General features: G+C 58.1%; 11 protein-coding genes. 2 read left to right on the top strand and 9 right to left on the bottom strand.

All coding sequences use genetic code 11. From position 1 onward, the window contains the following. Positions 1 to 46: 46 nt before the first annotated feature. Complete coding sequence (locus GWR55_RS01215) at positions 47 to 859, bottom strand: phytanoyl-CoA dioxygenase family protein (protein ID WP_162400629.1); 813 nt, start codon at positions 857 to 859, stop codon at positions 47 to 49. Positions 860 to 933: 74 nt separating this feature from the next. Between GWR55_RS01215 and GWR55_RS01210 the strand changes: the two genes are divergently transcribed. Next, entirely contained in the window at positions 934 to 1,749 is an 816-nt protein-coding gene (locus GWR55_RS01210) for a helix-turn-helix domain-containing protein (protein ID WP_162400628.1), read from the top strand. A 2-nt stretch (positions 1,750 to 1,751) separates the two neighbouring features. Here the strand turns inward: GWR55_RS01210 and GWR55_RS01205 are convergent, their stop codons facing one another. The 8 genes from GWR55_RS01205 to GWR55_RS01170 form a co-directional block, all read right to left on the bottom strand. Then, positions 1,752 to 2,591: a sugar phosphate isomerase/epimerase gene (locus GWR55_RS01205; protein WP_162400627.1), complete on the bottom strand. Its 840-nt coding sequence runs from the start codon at positions 2,589 to 2,591 to the stop codon at positions 1,752 to 1,754. A 77-nt stretch (positions 2,592 to 2,668) separates the two neighbouring features. Then, the gene (locus GWR55_RS01200; protein ID WP_162400626.1) at positions 2,669 to 4,582 is read right to left on the bottom strand and encodes a hypothetical protein; all 1,914 of its coding nucleotides are present in this window, start codon (positions 4,580 to 4,582) and stop codon (positions 2,669 to 2,671) included. A gap of 12 nt (positions 4,583 to 4,594) precedes the next feature. Then, positions 4,595 to 5,857 carry a glycoside hydrolase family 28 protein gene (locus GWR55_RS01195; protein ID WP_162400625.1) on the bottom strand — a complete coding sequence of 421 codons (1,263 nt, stop codon included), beginning with the start codon at positions 5,855 to 5,857 and terminating at the stop codon, positions 4,595 to 4,597. A 103-nt stretch (positions 5,858 to 5,960) separates the two neighbouring features. Then, positions 5,961 to 8,681 (bottom strand): glycosyl hydrolase, encoded by a 2,721-nt coding sequence (locus tag GWR55_RS01190; protein WP_162400624.1) that lies wholly within the window; start codon positions 8,679 to 8,681, stop codon positions 5,961 to 5,963. 21 nt (positions 8,682 to 8,702) lie between these two features. After that, positions 8,703 to 10,151: a rhamnulokinase family protein gene (locus GWR55_RS01185; RefSeq protein ID WP_162400623.1), complete on the bottom strand. Its 1,449-nt coding sequence runs from the start codon at positions 10,149 to 10,151 to the stop codon at positions 8,703 to 8,705. Further along, a complete protein-coding gene (locus GWR55_RS01180; protein ID WP_162400622.1) occupies positions 10,148 to 12,355 on the bottom strand; it encodes a bifunctional rhamnulose-1-phosphate aldolase/short-chain dehydrogenase in 2,208 nt (735 codons plus the stop codon). The genes GWR55_RS01185 and GWR55_RS01180 overlap by 4 nt, the downstream gene beginning before the upstream one ends. A gap of 150 nt (positions 12,356 to 12,505) precedes the next feature. After that, the gene (locus GWR55_RS01175; RefSeq protein ID WP_162400621.1) at positions 12,506 to 13,597 is read right to left on the bottom strand and encodes a substrate-binding domain-containing protein; all 1,092 of its coding nucleotides are present in this window, start codon (positions 13,595 to 13,597) and stop codon (positions 12,506 to 12,508) included. A 73-nt stretch (positions 13,598 to 13,670) separates the two neighbouring features. Further along, the gene (locus GWR55_RS01170) at positions 13,671 to 14,870 is read right to left on the bottom strand and encodes a TIM barrel protein (RefSeq protein ID WP_162400620.1); all 1,200 of its coding nucleotides are present in this window, start codon (positions 14,868 to 14,870) and stop codon (positions 13,671 to 13,673) included. A 181-nt stretch (positions 14,871 to 15,051) separates the two neighbouring features. Between GWR55_RS01170 and GWR55_RS01165 the strand changes: the two genes are divergently transcribed. Next, positions 15,052 to 16,818 (top strand): trehalase family glycosidase, encoded by a 1,767-nt coding sequence (locus GWR55_RS01165; protein WP_162400619.1) that lies wholly within the window; start codon positions 15,052 to 15,054, stop codon positions 16,816 to 16,818. Positions 16,819 to 16,831: the final 13 nt, after the last annotated feature.

Genomic DNA, 16,831 nt, shown 5'->3' with positions numbered 1-16,831 from the left:
GTCGCGCATCCTTCATTTCTGCATCGATCAGCTCACACGGTAACCGCTACGCCTTCGCTGGATCGGGAAAAGGACCGTAACGCTCGGCCGCATCCTGCGCATGATCGTAGATGTTGACGCCGTTCTTCAAAAATGGAGTCGCCATAGCCCATGGCTTGCCATCCGGGCGTGGAATGGGTGCAGCACTGTACTGCGGCAAATAGACACGCCGCATTCTTTCTGTCTTATTGGGGCCGCTACGATGCAAGACGAAGCTGTCAAAGGCCACAATACTACCGGCGGGAACGATGACGGGGTCTCCCTGATCGTCTCCCGAATAGCCGATCAGGTCATTCGTGCCGTCTTCCTTGGTATGATCGATGATCTCATTTTTTGTCCCGCCGCGAGAATGGGGCAGAAGATACACCGTTCCGTTCTCTTCGCTGACATCATCCAGCGTGCACCAGCAGGTTACATATGGCTTATGCTTTGTCGTGGGGTTATACCACTTCACATAGCCTGAATCCTGATGCCAGGCGAACTTCATTCCCTGCTCTGCTCCTTTGACGACCCACTGCTCGTGAAAGAGATAGGCTTCGTCTCCGACGGTCGCACGTGCAACCTCAGCCATCAGATCACTGAAGATAAACTGATACAAACGATTGCTCAGACGATAGCGGTTATTGATGAAATACCGCTTCCCGCGATGACTGATGTTCTCCGTCTGGACACCCTTGGCGTCCATGATCGAATCATAATAGCCAAGATAGTAGGAGCACTCTTCCCGCAGCATACTCAACATCGCGGGAGGAATGACCCCGGGGAGAACCATGTAGCCTTCAGTCTGATACATCTGGCGCTGCTCGTCGGTAATTATCATGTCGAAAACTCTAACCATCCCGCGATATGGTTGACTTCTCATTTCTTCCGGACTTGTTATCATTTTTTGTCGCCATGTTGCAGCACCTCAAACTTCCTTCCCAACTCGACGGCAATGTTTGGAGATATGCCAACCCGGCAGGTGCAAATCGCCTGCATCGCCATGCGGAGTTGGAGCTAAATGTCGTAACGCAGGGGAAAGGCACTTACCTCCTGGGTGGCAGGCGATATGAGATACGCCGCGGCGACCTGCTCTGGCTTTTTCCCGCGCAGGAACACGTTCTGGTGGAACAAACATCCAAGTTTGAGATGTGGATCGCTGTCTTCCGGCGGCGTGCCATCCGTCGCCAGGCCACCGACGCAGGTGCGAAGGCACTTCTCCAGCCATCCTTCTCGGGTGAAGTATGCCGCAGGCTTTCCCATCAGGATCTGGACCGCTTCGAAGCATTCTTCGAAGATCTCTCTTCGTCACAGGGTGAATATGGCCTGATGAACGCCGGCCTTGGCTATATTCTGCTCCATGCATGGAAATGCTTCCAACATGCAGCCGATGTTCCTGTGCGCGAGCTTCATCCAGCCGTGGAACGAGCCGTTCGCATGTTAGCCCATGATGTATCGGAAGATGGGCTTGCCGAACTGGCACATCGCGCCGGCCTCAGCACCTCTCGGCTAAGCCGTTTATTTAAACAACAAACAGGGTTGACGCTCGTTGACTTCCGAAACCGGAAGCGAATCGAGCGGTTCCAGCAAATCTATGATTTGAACCGCAATCGTACCCTGCTCGACGCCGCACTGGAGGCTGGCTTTGGAAGCTATCCCCAATTCCATCGTGTGTGCCGCCAGATACTCGGCTGCTCCCCGGCGGAATATGCCCGGAGAACGCTCCCGTAGCTTCAGCCTTGAAGAAGGCGCCGCCAGATTCTGTCAATCTCGCCTCTGAGAACTTTCGCTTCCTCCCAGCTGTTCGGGAACGTTGAGAGCGCATACCCGCCTTCGACCGGCCCCAGTTCAGGACACACAAAGATCTCGCGGCCTTTATCGCGGTTGCCATCAAGCCAGCACGAAAGCGTAGCTTCGGCAAACGGCAACCAAGCACACACCTCCTGAGTAAGCTGGCCACTGCCGTCGGTGACCGGCACCTGCACGTGATGCCCGTTAAACGGGCGCAGATGAAACTGCTGCGCATTCTGGATAAGGTTAGGCCGTATAAGCAGTTGTTCTACGAAGTTCGAAGGCACCAGATGCTTGACCACAGCAAAGTGCGAAAAGTCACAGGATAGCGGCAACAGCTCGCCTGTCTCCCTCTCGTAGGCATCCGCCAGCGCATACATCTTTTCCGGCGTCTCTGTACAGGTACCCCGATGGGTCTCGATCGCCGGCAGAAGGCCGAGTGGCCTGGCGAGATCCATCAACATGAGTGTTAACCGTAGAGCCTCTTCAGAGGCCAGCGAATCGTGTGCCAGCTGCACGTTGACGTGCTGTGCTCCAAAACGCTTAAGATCCTCGAGAATATCCGGAAAGGCTCTCGCATCGCCAGAGGCCATTCCACCGACGAAGATGAGCTCCTGCCGAAGGCATTCTTCATGAAGCTCAGCACTGGGAGCCCAACAGACACCGTCGAAGCCGGCGGCCTTGATCTCCGCAATCTTTTTACCGAGCGACCACTCATCCTGTTGTGAGGGATGCCCCATCAGCGTCCAGAGATTTGCGATATGCCGCAGAACCGGTTTCATCTCTTCCTTTCAAATGCCACCCATAGCGCGGATGCCTGTTCGAAAGGCATTTTGCCCGCACAAGGTGTGCTTGCAGGCTAATTTGCCCGAAAATTTGAGAGCGTCACGATTTCGCCGGGCTGAATCACCATCTCCTGCGGAAGGTCCTTCTCTTCATTCTCGGCATAAAAGCTGGTACGCTCCATCTGCGACCATCGCGTTCCCTGCCAATCGAGATGCAGGCGCTGTGAATGCGTTGAGCGATTCAGGACAATCACGCTGCTATGCTGCCCATCGGTGAACGCCGCCGTCAAAAGATCCGGATTATCTACGCTGGTTTCCACTCGATGCATTCCCTTCAGGACATGCCTGCTAAACGCTCCCAGAACACGGAGCTGGAAGCTGGAGGCCACAGGAATCTGCCCCTGCGATCGATCCGGCACCAGGAGAGAGCGCGAGCCGCCGAAGGTTGGCTGCTCAACATCCAGTAACAGCCAGCAATAGAGCAGCATCTGTGCATCCACTTCCGTCAGGTCCTTCTGATAGAGCTGCCCTACCTGCAAGGCCAGCCGATAAGACGGCTCCTGAAAATGAGAATCGTTCAGACATATCTCCGTCGCGAGAAATGGTTTTCCATCGCTGGCCTCGCGTATCTCGCGCAGGCGATCGTCATACAGATCAGGATTGGCGAGAAACCCCTGGTAGTCATACTGATGGGCGGCGGTGAAATCCGTTGCCTTCCACGCATTGGGAAACCGTTTGAGATCACGGATGCGGCCCGTCGCCATCCATACATAAGGCGCATCGGCCATCTGAATTTTCGTCTTTTGAAAGCCTGCAGCATCAAGCGCTTTGCGCACTGCTGTTGTCATCGCTGCATAAATCTCGGGCGCCTGCTCAACTTCGTTCTGGATACCCACGATCTCAGGCGCTGCACCGGAACGTGCCTGCGCACGCCTACAGAACTCCACCACGATACGGGCGTAGACATCGGGTTTTGCAGCAGAGCGTACCGGCCGTCCCCAAGCGTCGATGATCGGCTTTCCCTGCGGCGTATAAGACTGGATAGCCCAATGCGGCAAGGCCCACATCTCGTATAACACCTGGCCGCCCAGCTCACGAATATGGCGACTATATTCAAAGTCAGAGACCTCGCTATTAGGAAAGTTATCGCCATAGTAGTGAGGCGTAGCTTCGTGGAGGTTCTCGACGTTTGAGAGATCCTGCTTCAACTCCGTCCCCATCGGATATTCACGGTCAATGAGAAGATTGAAACGATGAATCAGTTTCCAGTACTGCTGTTTCCCCTCTTCACTCAGTTGTGCGTAAGCGGGAATGCTCGGACTTCCTCCGAAGCCGATCATTGTCTGATGGGCCTTCCCAGGATTGACCGTCACCGTAGCATCAATGGGGCGATCTTCCAACAGGTCGCCGGATAGAGTCAAATGCCGGTTACGAGGACCGGAGAACATAAGTTGATGGCGCGTGAGGTCGAAGACGAGAGGTTCGGTAAGCATCGTCTCTCCATTCAGCAAAACACGAACAGAAAGATGTGCATCCACAATCACGGTGAGGAGACGTGGATGTCCAACGTAGGCACGTGCCTCGTCGCGAATGATCTTTTCCGGGTAGCTGCCCGTTTCTGCCAGGCCGGTTGAATCATAGTAGCGTTCATACAGGCGAACCCCGGATTTCGTAAGCTCTACCGTCAGGCCAGCGCGCGGTCCGGTGAATATCCACGAAAGCTTCCCAGTTGAAGGCATATCATCATCGAGTCGTATCGTGCGCTGAAAGAGCGCAGGAAGAGATTCGCGAATATAAACGCGTGCAATCTGGTCGGGCCGCGTCCATCCGGGACCTTTGGGACCGTCAGAGGCAAACTCGAACCTCTGCACGGAGGAACCTGTAGAGGCCTTCGCCTCCGGCAGTCTGATTGCTTCCTGGGCAGTTGCGAAGCAGGCACAACCAAGAAACCACGCCAGCGGAAGTAGAAATCTTGTTCGCATCATCATACGGCGTCGCCTCTACTTCTCAGTGAAGATTACCCCGGGCCCCTTCGTGACAGCTTCGCCCCTGGTTGCATCCACGACGAAGTTGCTGACCGCCACCTCCGCGTACTGCATATCCGCCCCAGCCTCTGCACTGATATGAACATTCTTGAGCCGCAGCCGTTTCACAGGGCTCTCAGGCAGGCCATAGATCACCGCCGCACGTTTTGCACCTGTCGCAGTTACATCTTCGATCAAAATGTCGTGGAAGCGCGGCGTATGCTCTGTGACGGGATGCGCCGTATCGCCCTTCATTCCGCCGGTATAGTAAGCCGTGATCTGAATTGGGGTTTCGACATGTTCCATCGTGATGTCGCGGAAGGAGAATCCGCCGATGTCGTTGCCTCGTCCGCGGGCGCTCTTGATCCGGATGCCCTGCCTGGTCCCTTCAAACTTTACCCGCTCCACCGTTACGTTGCGCACGCCTCCCGCTGTCTCGCTCCCGATAGACATGCCATGGCCATTGCGGAAATCACAATCGCGGATGACGATATCGGTGCTCGGAACATCGGGATCGCCCCGCTCCACCAGCCCGCTTTTGATGGCAACATTATCGTCACCGGTATCGATCAAGACGTGCTCGATGAGCACATGGCTTGTTGAGATGGGGTCGATGCCATCGGTGTTCGGAGCCGTATGTCCTGGATTCAAAATCCTGACATTGCGGACTGTCAGGCCATCGCAAAGCACCGCCATGATGTTGTACTGCGGCGAATTCTGAATGGTCACGCCATCGATCAGAATCATCTTTGAATGCGTCAGATCGAGAAGCATAGGACGCGGAGCTTCCGGCAACCCCTTCTTCTTATCCTCTGCCTTCGCGTCCCACCATACGTGGCCGTTGCCGTCGACGGTGCCTTTGCCCGTAAGAGAGATGTCCGTGGCGTGGTCCGCATGCAGCAGAGATACCTTGCGCCACTTCGCGTCTTCGCGGAGCGGGAAATCGCTTCTGTCCGGCGATCCCAGCAAAGTAGCTCCCGCGTCGAGGCGAAGGTTGATATGACTCTTCCAGTCGAGCGGTCCCGAGACATAGGTTCCAGACACGAAGTGCACTACTCCGCCACCGGCGTCCGCGCAGGTATCGATCGCGCGCTGAATGGCCGTCGTATCCTTTGTGTGTCCGTCGCCAACCGCTCCCATCTGCCGCACATCGCAGGTCTTAGATGCAGCATGAAGGAAAGGCGATGAAAGAACGGCCAGCCCGGAGAGAGAGACAGAGAGAAGGTCACGGAAACGCATGCAGAGCCACTTTTACAAAATGAGAATTAGGCAAGCTATCTGCCGTTTCTCTAGACTGACTTCCTCTCACCCCAATGTCAAATGAACCGTGGAAGGGGTTCGATTACTTCTCTCTCTCGCGAACGATCCTGACAGGTCCAAAGATGCCTGAAGGAACAGGTTGCAGATTCTCCATGTCCTGCATCTGGAATCGATCTCCATACTTCGCCTTCAGGGCAGTGTAATCACGCGGCGACTGACCAGCGAGTTCGTTGATCGCTGTGTTGTATACGCGGATCTCTATCGTGTTCTCGCCATCATGCATCAACTTCGTGAGATCCAGCTCGTATGGCGGATGCCACAGCGACCCGACTCGCTTGCCATTCAGATAAACGATGGCAGTCTCACGAATGGGTGCGTCGTACCAGGCTCGCAGCCCATTTGTGTTCGGTGGCTGCGTGTTCGGCAAGGGCTTGCCGTCTGCGAAGCGAAGCACAAAGTGCTCGTCCGATTTGGCAGCAGGAGCCTGGAAGCTCGCGCGATAGCGCACTTCACCGGAGTAGAACTTCTCTGCCGCATCGTCGGTCCAAATCGTGCTGGCATTGGCCTTCGAGGGCAGCGCCGGCGACCCCTTGCTGCCCGGGAACTCCGCTGTCCAGTGTCCAACCTCGATGGGAGAGCTCGTCTCAGCAACCAGCTTCCTCGCAGCCTGAGCTTTCGGCGAAGCTGCTCCTGCGTGCAGGATCAGCAGGCGCGATCCGTATGGCTCCAGCGAGAACGGTTTGCCAATCTCAGCAGTCGTCACAGTGCCATCCTCAGGATTCCACCACTCTGCAGTCTTGTATTTGCTTGCGGTGTGCAGCGGAAACATCTGCGTTTGCGCGGAGGTATTCGCGATAAAGTAAACATCCGCGCCTTGCAGACGGCGGTGAATGAACCCCACCGCGCCTGCCGCTGCCTTGACATCCAAATCAGGAGCGAGAGCATGCTCAATCGCATCTGGCAGCTCCGTCTCGCTCTGCACATGAATGGACTTTGCACTCAGTGCCGCGAGGATGGACTTCACCTGCGCGCTATCCTTTTCATCCGATAATCCCGTTGCCATTGAAGGCGTCTCGCCGATGAAGATGATCTTGCCCCCGGCGCTGGCATACTTCTCCAACTGCCGCGCCGCATCCAGATGCATTCTCTTCGTAGGCGGCACGACCAACAGCGGGTGATCGTGGAGACGCGACAGTGCGGTTCCGTCGATGTAGTCGACATTGTGGCCTGTGTCGAGGATGGCGTGCATCAGCGCGGACGTGATCTTCGTCTTCATCGCATCTGTCACAGAGACATGGCCGGGACGGAAGTCGGCCTGAGCATCGTCCTCCGGCAGCAGCAGGGCTACATCGTTCGCAGGCTGGCCCTGTCGCAGCATCCAACTGACCCGCTGCAGATACTTTGTGACGTCGGGCATCACCGGCCACCAGGGATTGTGCGCATTGAAGACCGCGGCCGCATAAAGCGAATAACCCGGCTCCTTGGCGTACTCGGGCGAATACGGCCAGCCATGGCCGATGATCTGATTGACGCCCTCAACAAACATCCGGTCCGCCTCAGCCTTCATGTCGAGCGGAGTCGCACGAAATGCTGGCGAATGCAGCCACGTCCAGGTCTCCGCCGAGGTCACGTTGTTTCCGAATACGTGATTTGCAGAAGACGCCCATCGTGTAAAGGAGAAGCGGTCCCACTGCGGGCCTTCTCCCTCTGGAAGCTGTGGCACGAACTCGTCCGTGAGCGTTGCCGCCGGAGTTCCATACGTCTGCGAGCGAAACTTGGTGTGGTGCGCCGCGGCATATTCGGTCATGGGCCGCAGGTAGTTTTCGCGTACGAGATCAGAGAGCGTCTCCGCCCAGTCGTGACGCACGGCATCGGCCTGTGGGCTTCCTCCCTGCGCGAGTTCCGGCAGATGCGGAATCAGGTCATAGCCGCGCCGCTTCTTGAACTCCTCCGGCAAAGTGCGGGTCCAGTCGCTCCCATACACCTCCAGTGAATCCGAGAAGATCGCGTAGGGAGGCGCATCGGTGAAGCCGCCCATCAGGGCGTCGCCTACGGTATGGAGGTGTTTGTCGATGGCCTCGCGCGACATATGGTCGAGCACGAAGCCTTCGCCGCCAACCGCGGCGCGCTTGACCATCTGGCGCGTATGGCTACTGATAAACAACAGCAGCACCTGCGACTCGGCAGATGCTTTCGGGAGCGATCCGTTGGAATCGGGGTACTTGATCAGCCGGGCTGTCGCGGCATCATAGTGGTTCGGCGTCCCTTTCGCGATGAAGGCCGCGATAGGAGCATCTCCGTCGGCCATAACGGGCAGCTTTGCCACCGGCAGTGCAGTCGCTACAATCTTGAGGCGTCCTGCTGCCAGATCGATCGGAATCTGCGGGCCGCCGAAGGGCCATCCGCTACCTAACGTCAGGTCGACACGCATGCCGAGCGCAGTTCCCTGCTCGCGTGCGAAACGCAGCATGTCCACCATCTCGGGTGACGCATAGGGTAGATTGCGAATCCCCTTCTGAGGATCGTCGAGAGCAAGGGGATAGACCGAAGCCAGTTCAAACCCGCCGAAGCCGCCATCGTGCATCTGGTGGATCTCGCGCGCGATCTCCTCTTTCGTCACCGCCGGACCAAACCACCACCAGCGGACCATTGGCCGCGCATCGCCTGGGGGCTCTGCAAACTCGCGCCGCAGCTGATCCACATTCTGCTGCGCATGCAGCGAAGGAACCGTCGCTGCGCCAAGTGCTGCAACCAGCGCAGCAATATAAAGAGGACCTCTGCTACCACCCGCGATGCGTCTCATCGATTCACAACCTCAATGGATTCAGGACAGCAGCGAGGCCCACCTGTAGACCTCCGCTGCAAACTCAGGGGAAGCCGGCGAAGACGACGACTCGAGCGTGGCCAGTTGGACGGCGAAGTTGCCGAGCGTCGAGCTCTCTGCGGAACCGCAGCAGACCTCCAATCCCGTCTTCTCCGACGTCAGGCGATTGAGCAGCGTATTTCGCGAGCCGCCTCCAACCACGAAAAGCCTTCGCAGCTTTTTGCCCGTGTGCTGCTCTACACGCGCCAGCACCTCTGAGTATCGGGAGGCAAGGCTGTGCATGATCAGCGAAACCATCTGCGGTGAACCGTCGGGCGATTCATCCAGAGGTTCAGCTCCTTTTGCCCTCAGCTGACGATTGATGCGCTGCGGCATCTCGCCCATCAGCAGCAGGTCAGGATCGTCGACATCCAGCAGAGTCTTTGGCGCCGCTACATCTTCGCAGCAACGCAACAACTCGACGACTCCCGGCGTAAAGCCCTTTTCCGCCCACGTGCTCTCGCACTGCTTCAGCAACCACATGCCGTTCACGTTTTTGTGGAAGCAGTTTGCTCCGCCGACCGCGCCGAGATTGGTGAAGTTGTCGGCGCGAGCCTCTGGGCCAGCGACCGGATGAGAAGTCAGCGCCCCAACCAGAGACCACGTACCGGAGCTGATGTACGCCCAGTCATCGCCCAGCGCAGGAATCCCCGCAATCGCCGACGCGGTATCGTGACAGGCAGGAGCAATCAGCTCAGTATCCTTGAACGCTGCCAAATCCTGGAGCCGACCGGACACGTTGCCCAGCCGGGTTCCCGGAGGAACGATCTTCGGCGCAAGCTCCCGCACCAGGCCGGCCTCGCGGAAAATCTCTTCACTCCACTGGCGACTCTGCATGTCGATCATCTGGCTGTGAGTCGCGTTTGTGAACTCGGCAACCGGGGCTCCTCCCAGCCGCGCGAGCATATATTCGGGAAGATTCAGCCATCGGGACGGCGCATAGCCTGCCTCGCAATCGGCATAAAGCTGATACACCGTGTTGATCGAAAGTTGCTGGACACCGGTGATCTCCCGCATGCGCTCCGCAGAGATCTTCTTATGCAGATCGCTTTCGGCGCGAACATTGCGCTCATCCCTATAACAGAACGGCTCTGCGAGGGGAACGCCCTGCTCGTCCAGCCGAACATAATCGACCGCCCAGCCATCTACAGCGATGGAGCGGACGCCCTCCGGTGCAAGCCCGGCGGCCATCCGCAATCCCTCTTCGACACCCTCGACGATCCGCTCCAGAGGCCAGTGCAGACCATCCTGCCGCTGCACCGGACCGTTTCCGAAGCGATGTACAAGTTCAATCTGCGGCGAGCTGCCATTCCAGCGCAGTAGACTTACCCTGCAGCTCTCCGCACCAAGATCGACCGCAATGGAGGCACGTCGATCCTCGGGGAGGCCCGTCCCCTTCGCCTCGCTCATCGCAGATAAGCCTCCACCAGGCCACCATCGACCGGAATAATGTGGCCGGTGGTGCACTTTGTCAGCGGACCGGCGAGGAACATGATCGCCTCGGCGCAGTCCTTCGGATCGATCGGCGTGTGGGTCAGCGTGCGCTCAGCGTAAAACTGTGCCAGGGCATTGCGCAGCTCATCGTCCGAAGCCGACTCGCTGAACGGAATGTTGTACTTCGTCAGCGAAGCCTTCACGCGGTCTCGCGGGAACATCGTCGATCCTTTGACGACCGTGGCCGGGCTGATGCCGTTGACGCGAACCTTCGGCGCCATGCTGACCGCAAGCTCACGAACAAGATGGCTCAGCGCCGCCTTGCTGACGTCATATGCCTCGCTTCCACGCTTAGCCACAACAGCATTGGCAGAGCTGGTTAGAACGATGCTGCCATCCAGACCCTGCGCCTTGAGAATCTTTTTCGCCTCATCCGCCAGCAGATAGTTGGCCGTGACGTTTACCTCAAGGGTCAGCGCCCACTGAGCATCGGTGATGATGCCATCCGGTGACGACGGGAACATCGCAGCCGTGTTGACGATGATGTCGATACCGCCGAACTGCCGGATCGTCGCTTCGAGTGCCGCCTGGATCGCCTTACGGTCGCGAATGTCGATCGAGGTGAAGCCGACTGCCTCTTTGCCCGCAATCGCCTTGCACTCTTCCGCTACCTTCTCCGCCCCGGCAACATCGCGATCCGCCACCATGACGTGAGCGCCGCGCTCAGCGGCAATCAGCGCCACCTGATGGCCGATGCCACTGCCGCCGCCCACGATCAACGCAACCTGTCGGCTCAACTGCTTCTCCGGCGGCTGACGGCGGATCTTCGCCTCCTCCAGCGCCCAGTACTCAATCCGGAAGGCCTCGCTCGGCGGAAGCGCAACGTAGTTGTCGTACACCGTGAACTGGTCTGCCGAAGCCGCCGGACCAGCCTGCGGAATGTCCTTGCACTCCACGCCCCCGCCCAACGCGCCCGCACCCTGCATCACGCCGATGGCATTGATGTAGAACTCGCCCGTGAGCCGTGCCTCGGTCTTGTTCTTGCCGAAGGTGAACATGCCCACTCCCGGCAACAGAACCACCGTCGGGCTGGCGTCGCGCTGCTTTGGAGAATCAGAAAGCGCATGCTTCTGGTAATACTCCGAGTACTCCGCACGATAGGTCTCGAGCGATTTCTCGATGATCGCCGGGATCTCCTTCGGATCGCCCGCGGGGTCCCACTTGAGAAACATCGGCCGAATCTTCGTGCGGATAAAGTGGTCGGGGCAGCTCGTTCCGAGGTGCGCCAGCTGCTCCGCATTCTTTGAGTTCACAAAGTTCAGCACCGCTTCCGAATCGCTGAAGCTTCCAATCCAGCGCTGCTTGCGAGAGACGGCACCGCGCAGATACGGCATCACCTCAGCGGCGACCTTCTCGCGCTCCTGATGAGACTTGACCACGGCGCCGCCGAAGCGGCTGTAACCCGCCTGCGAAGCATGACGCTCAATGAACTGGCCGAGCTGATCGATGATCGTGATCGTGTTCAGGTAGCACTCGCGCTGCGTCTCTCCCCACGTAAACAGTCCGTGTCCGCCCAGCACAACGCCATCGCAGCCCGGAGTCTCCTGAACAATCTTGCGGAGCATCATGCCCAGCTCGAACCCAGGGCGCTGCCATGGCAGCCACGCCAGCTTGTGCCCAAACTCTTTGTTAAACTCCTCCATCTTCTGCTTGCCGTTCGCCGAAGCCGCCAGCGCGATCCCCCAGTCCGGATGCAGGTGATCGACATGCGCGAAGGGAAGGAAGCCGTGCAGCGGCGTATCAATCGAGGCCGCCGTCGGATTGTTGTTGAAGGTCACCAGAGGATACAGCGCCACCATCGCGTCCTCTTCAGCAACCCCCTTGTACTGCTTCTCGAGCGCCAGCAAACGATCCAGGTAAAGCGTGGCAAACCCCGCGCGCTTGATGCTGCCCAGGTCGCCACCCGACCCCTTCACCCACAGCACCTTGACCTTGTCGCCCGTAACCGGATCGGTCTCGTCAAGCTTGGAGCTGGTATTCCCGCCCCCGAAGTTCGTGATGCGCAGATCCGAACCCAGCAAATTGCTGCGATATCGCAGAAGTTCCGGTGGGTCGAGCTTTGCCGCCACCGCGTCATCCCATTTGTCTTCCAGAAACTTCAGATTTCCTGCCGCACCCATCGAGTCTTCTCCTTCAGAAATTCGACCACCATCATTCCACAGCGATGACCAATACAGCAAATGTTTCGTATTCGAAATAATCTGGTCGCACCGCGGTCTACCTCAAACCTCCGGCCGCCACCCTGGCCAGCGGGATAAGCACTCTGTCTGCTAAGTCTCCTGCTGTGACAACGTACGGGTCACCAGCTTGTGCGACACGTAGTTATAAGGAGGAACGATCTGCCCCTTCAGCAGCGCCAGCCCAAGCTGCATCAGGTTCGGACCATAGGCATTTGTCTCGTGCGAGACCGATGCGATCAGGGGTGACGTACTGGACTGAATCTCCTCGAGAGCCTCGGCAATACAGTCCTGCCCTACCACCACCAGATGCCGTTGCCGCTTTAGTTGACGCGCCGCATCGACGACTCCCAGGGCACTCGTATCTGTAGCGGCAGCCACCAGAATGTGACGCTCCCTGGGATGGTTCTCCAGGTATTCAACAATCAGCTTCGTGCTGGTCTCGCGCATACCGCGACCATCCAGGCGAAGAAACGCATCGGAGGGAAGCGTGGGAAAGGCCGAACGAACGGCTTCAAATGCCCCCGAGATTCTTCCCTGCACCAGTAGACCCGCCTCGGGAAGGTCCAAACCGATCACCCGGTCGACCTTGCCGTTCCACTCCGTCTGCGCATGACGCGCCAGCATCTCACCCGCTTCAACTCCCACCCGATAGTTGTCCACGCCAAAGTAGGTCGCGTTCGGGTGCGGAATATCGATGGCGATCAACGGGATGCTGGCCGAAGCGACTTTATCTCCGATGATCGCCGCAACCGACTGCTCGACATTAAACTCAATAATCAGGTCTACCTTATCGTGGATAAACTCCTCCGCGTTCTGCACGGCGGTAGCGGCATCATAGCGGTTGTCCAGCTCGATCAGGTCGACTCCCGCAGCGGCCGCAGCATCGCGCAGGCTCCGCGTTACCTCTTCCGAAAAAGGCATGTCCGCACTCTGCCCGGCGAAGCCGAAGCGCAGTTTCTTGGGACGCATCACATGCCGGTACATTCCATCCGGTGACTGCGCCAGATAGCCACGGTGCACCAAGGTCTTCAGGACCCGGTACACCGTCGTCTTAGAGATACGGGTTCGCCGATGGATCGTCTCCAACGACATGGGCCGGTTTTCGGCCTGCAACAGCTCAAGGATGTCCAGTGACTTCGAGAGGACCGGGATAAGGTAGAGGCGCTTTGATGTTTTGGCCAACGCGTACAGCTCCTTCACTTGCTCGCGACCATTATTACCTGAATCACTCGCGATATCCTTACCGATAACGGTCCTACGCGTAGCTGGAAACCGAGCCGCGATTCTCCCGCTCGCGCTCCTTCTCGATCCGATCCACGTATCCACCCTGGCGCAGAGCGGCCAGAGGATCGCCCGGAAGGCCACGCGCCTCACGCCATGCTCTTACCATCGGCCTCACGTCGGTCCAGAAGCTGTCGCGGAACAGCTCCTCAGCCTCCACCAGACGGCACTCATCCTGCAGCTTGGTCAATTCCTCTCGATCGACGATGGCGGCCCGCGCATACAGCTCTTGCGCAGTCACCACGCTCTGCACCATCGCCTCCATCTTGCCCTTCAGGTTATGGCTTTGGTCGATCATGTACGCAATCCCTTCAGCAGCAGAGGTCGGAGCGCTCAGAATCTCGTGGAAGATCCGGAAGACCTGGTAGGGATCGATCGATCCGATCGTCAGGTCATCATCCGCATACTTGCGGTCGTTGAAGTGGAAGCCTCCCAGGGCATTCAGGTGCAGCAGCCACGCAACAATCTGCTCAATATTTGTCCCCTGATAATGATGCCCGGTATCCACCAGCACCTTCGCCCGCGGGCCAGCCTTCTGCGCCAGGTGCAGTGCCATCCCCCAATCGGCAATATCGGTGTGATAGAACGCCGGTTCAAAGGGCTTGTATTCCACCAGCAGGCGCTGGTTCTCCGCCGTCGCCGCGTGCATGGCTGAGAGCACCTCTTCCATCCAGCCAATCCTACGGCTGATGGACTGCGTGCCGGGATAGTTCGAGCCGTCAGAGACCCAGATCGAGATATCGCGAGTCTCGAGAGCGCGGCCAATCTCGACCGACTCCAGCAGATGGCCCAATGCCATCTTCCGGATCTCGGAGTTCGGGTTCGCCATGGAGCCGTACTTGTATTCCTGCGATTGGAACAGGTTCGGATTGATCGATCCCGCCTTAACCCCATGCTGCTTCTCAAGCGCACGAATCTTGTCCACATCGGCAGTGCCGTGAGGAACGTCCCAGAGAACATGGAGCGCCACCGTCGGACTGGCTCCGGTCAGCCGGTTCACCTCACCGGCATCGGCAAACTTCTCCTCGATGCTGGTAGCAGCGCCACTCTGGATAAACTTTCCGAAGCGCGTGCCGGTGTTGGCGAACCCCCACGAAGGAATCTCGATGCGAAAACGATCCAGAGCCTCCCACACCTTCTGTTGTTTCGACTGTGCCGTATCATTCTGTGCCATGGCCTCTGTTTCCTTTCCGAAAATAAGTCTCTATTGAAACCAAAATTTCTGCAAGTGATCTTCGCATAGCCATTGTGCAAAGTCGGAGGTGAGCTTCACCCTGTCAGCACGGATGGATCGCCCCTTTCTGGCCACTTACAATACTCACAGTCGCGCGAACCAAAATAGCGGAGATTTTCTGATGAAGCGATTCCTTCGCCTACCCACGCTGCTGCTGCTCTTCTGCTCACTCGCAGTAGCAGAGCCTCAAGGCCACTCTGCGGCCGATAAAGCGAAGATCCTCTCCTACATTCACAACGGCTGGAACACCCTGTCGCGGTCCATGTACAGTTGCAAGTCGGTCGTCGACCTCAAAGTCACCACCATCCCCGTTTTGTATCTTCCCTCCGGTATGGCCACCCCGCCCTCCGTCGCTGCCATGCAGCGTGAGTGCAAGGTAGAGGTGCGCAATCTTCCCCGGAAGATCACCCACATGGGAGATGTCACCGCTTCAGACCTTACTGAAGAAGGTCTTCTTTATCTGCCCCATCCCTACGTGGTCCCCGGAGGTCGCTTCAACGAGATGTACGGCTGGGACAGCTACTTTATTGTCCTTGGACTGGTCGCCGATCATCGCACCGATGTGGCCCTCGACATGGTTGAAAACTTCTTCTTCGAGATCGAAAACTACGGCTCTATCCTCAACGCCAACCGCACCTATATGCTCACCCGCTCGCAGCCGCCCTTTCTGACCTCGATGATCCGAGAGGTCTACGAGCATCCCTACGGCCACCCGGTCTCCCGCGCCTGGCTCGCCCGCGCCTACGACTACGCCAAACGGGATTACACCGTCTGGGTCACCAAACCGCATCTCGCCGGGGATACCGGTCTGGCGCGCTACTTTGACGTGGGTGCAGGACCGGTGCCGGAGATGGCCGACGACAGCACGTACTATCCCGATGTCATCCGCTGGCTGCTCTCCCATCCCAGTGTCCACACCGACTATCTGATCGAAGCTCCCGACGATCCCACGCCCACCCAGGCCGTCGAACTGGCAAAGACCAGCTGTGATATCGCTCTATCGAAAGTCTGCGCCACGGCACACGTGGATGGTCATCGCCTCACCGCCTCCTTCTATCGTGGAGACCGCGCCATGCGCGAATCCGGTTTTGACACCAGTTTCCGCTTCGGCCCCTTCAGCGGTTCCACCCAGGACTATGCCCCCGTCTGCCTGAACAGCCTCCTTTATAAATACGAGCGCGACATGGCGCATTTTGCCACGCTGCTGCATCGACCCGACGAAGCAACTGAATGGAACCGCCGCGCCGCCGCCCGCAGGCAGGCCATCAACAAATACCTCTGGAATGCGAAGACTGGCATGTTCTATGACTATGACTTCGTCCACCAGCGGCCATCCACCTACAGCTATATAACCGCCTTCTATCCTATCTGGGCTGGGCTGGCCACTCCCACACAGGCGGCGCAGCTTCGCCTGCATCTTCCTCTCTTCGAGAGGGCAGGCGGGATAGCCATGAGCGACTTCGACTCCGGGACTCAGTGGGATCTCCCCTTCGGCTGGGCCCCTACTACCTGGCTCACCGTCAAAGGCCTCTCACAGTATGGTTTCGACGCCGATGCCGTACGGATTTCCAGCAAATTTTCCGGCACCATCCTCGAAAACTTCCTCCACGACGGCACCATCCGCGAGAAGTACAACGTGGTCAGCGGCTCGGCCAATGTCGCGGTAGCCACCGGATACAAGAGCAATGTCGTCGGCTTCGGCTGGACGAACGCTGTCTATCTAAGAATGAATAGCCTGATAGCGCAGACGGCCAAAAGACGAGCCGCGGCTGCTGCATACCGCGACTACGATCCCGATCCCGTCCTGAATCGGCTGCAGATCAGCGATCCTGCACCCCACCGTCCAGCCACAGAAACCGCCGTCTCGACCATGCGCCGGGGATTTTAGGCCGGCAACAAGC

It is taken from the genome of Edaphobacter sp. 12200R-103, assembly GCF_010093025.1.
Lineage (GTDB): Bacteria > Acidobacteriota > Terriglobia > Terriglobales > Acidobacteriaceae > Edaphobacter.
Note: the sequence above shows the minus strand (reverse complement) of the source record. Positions and strands in the feature narration are given on the sequence as shown.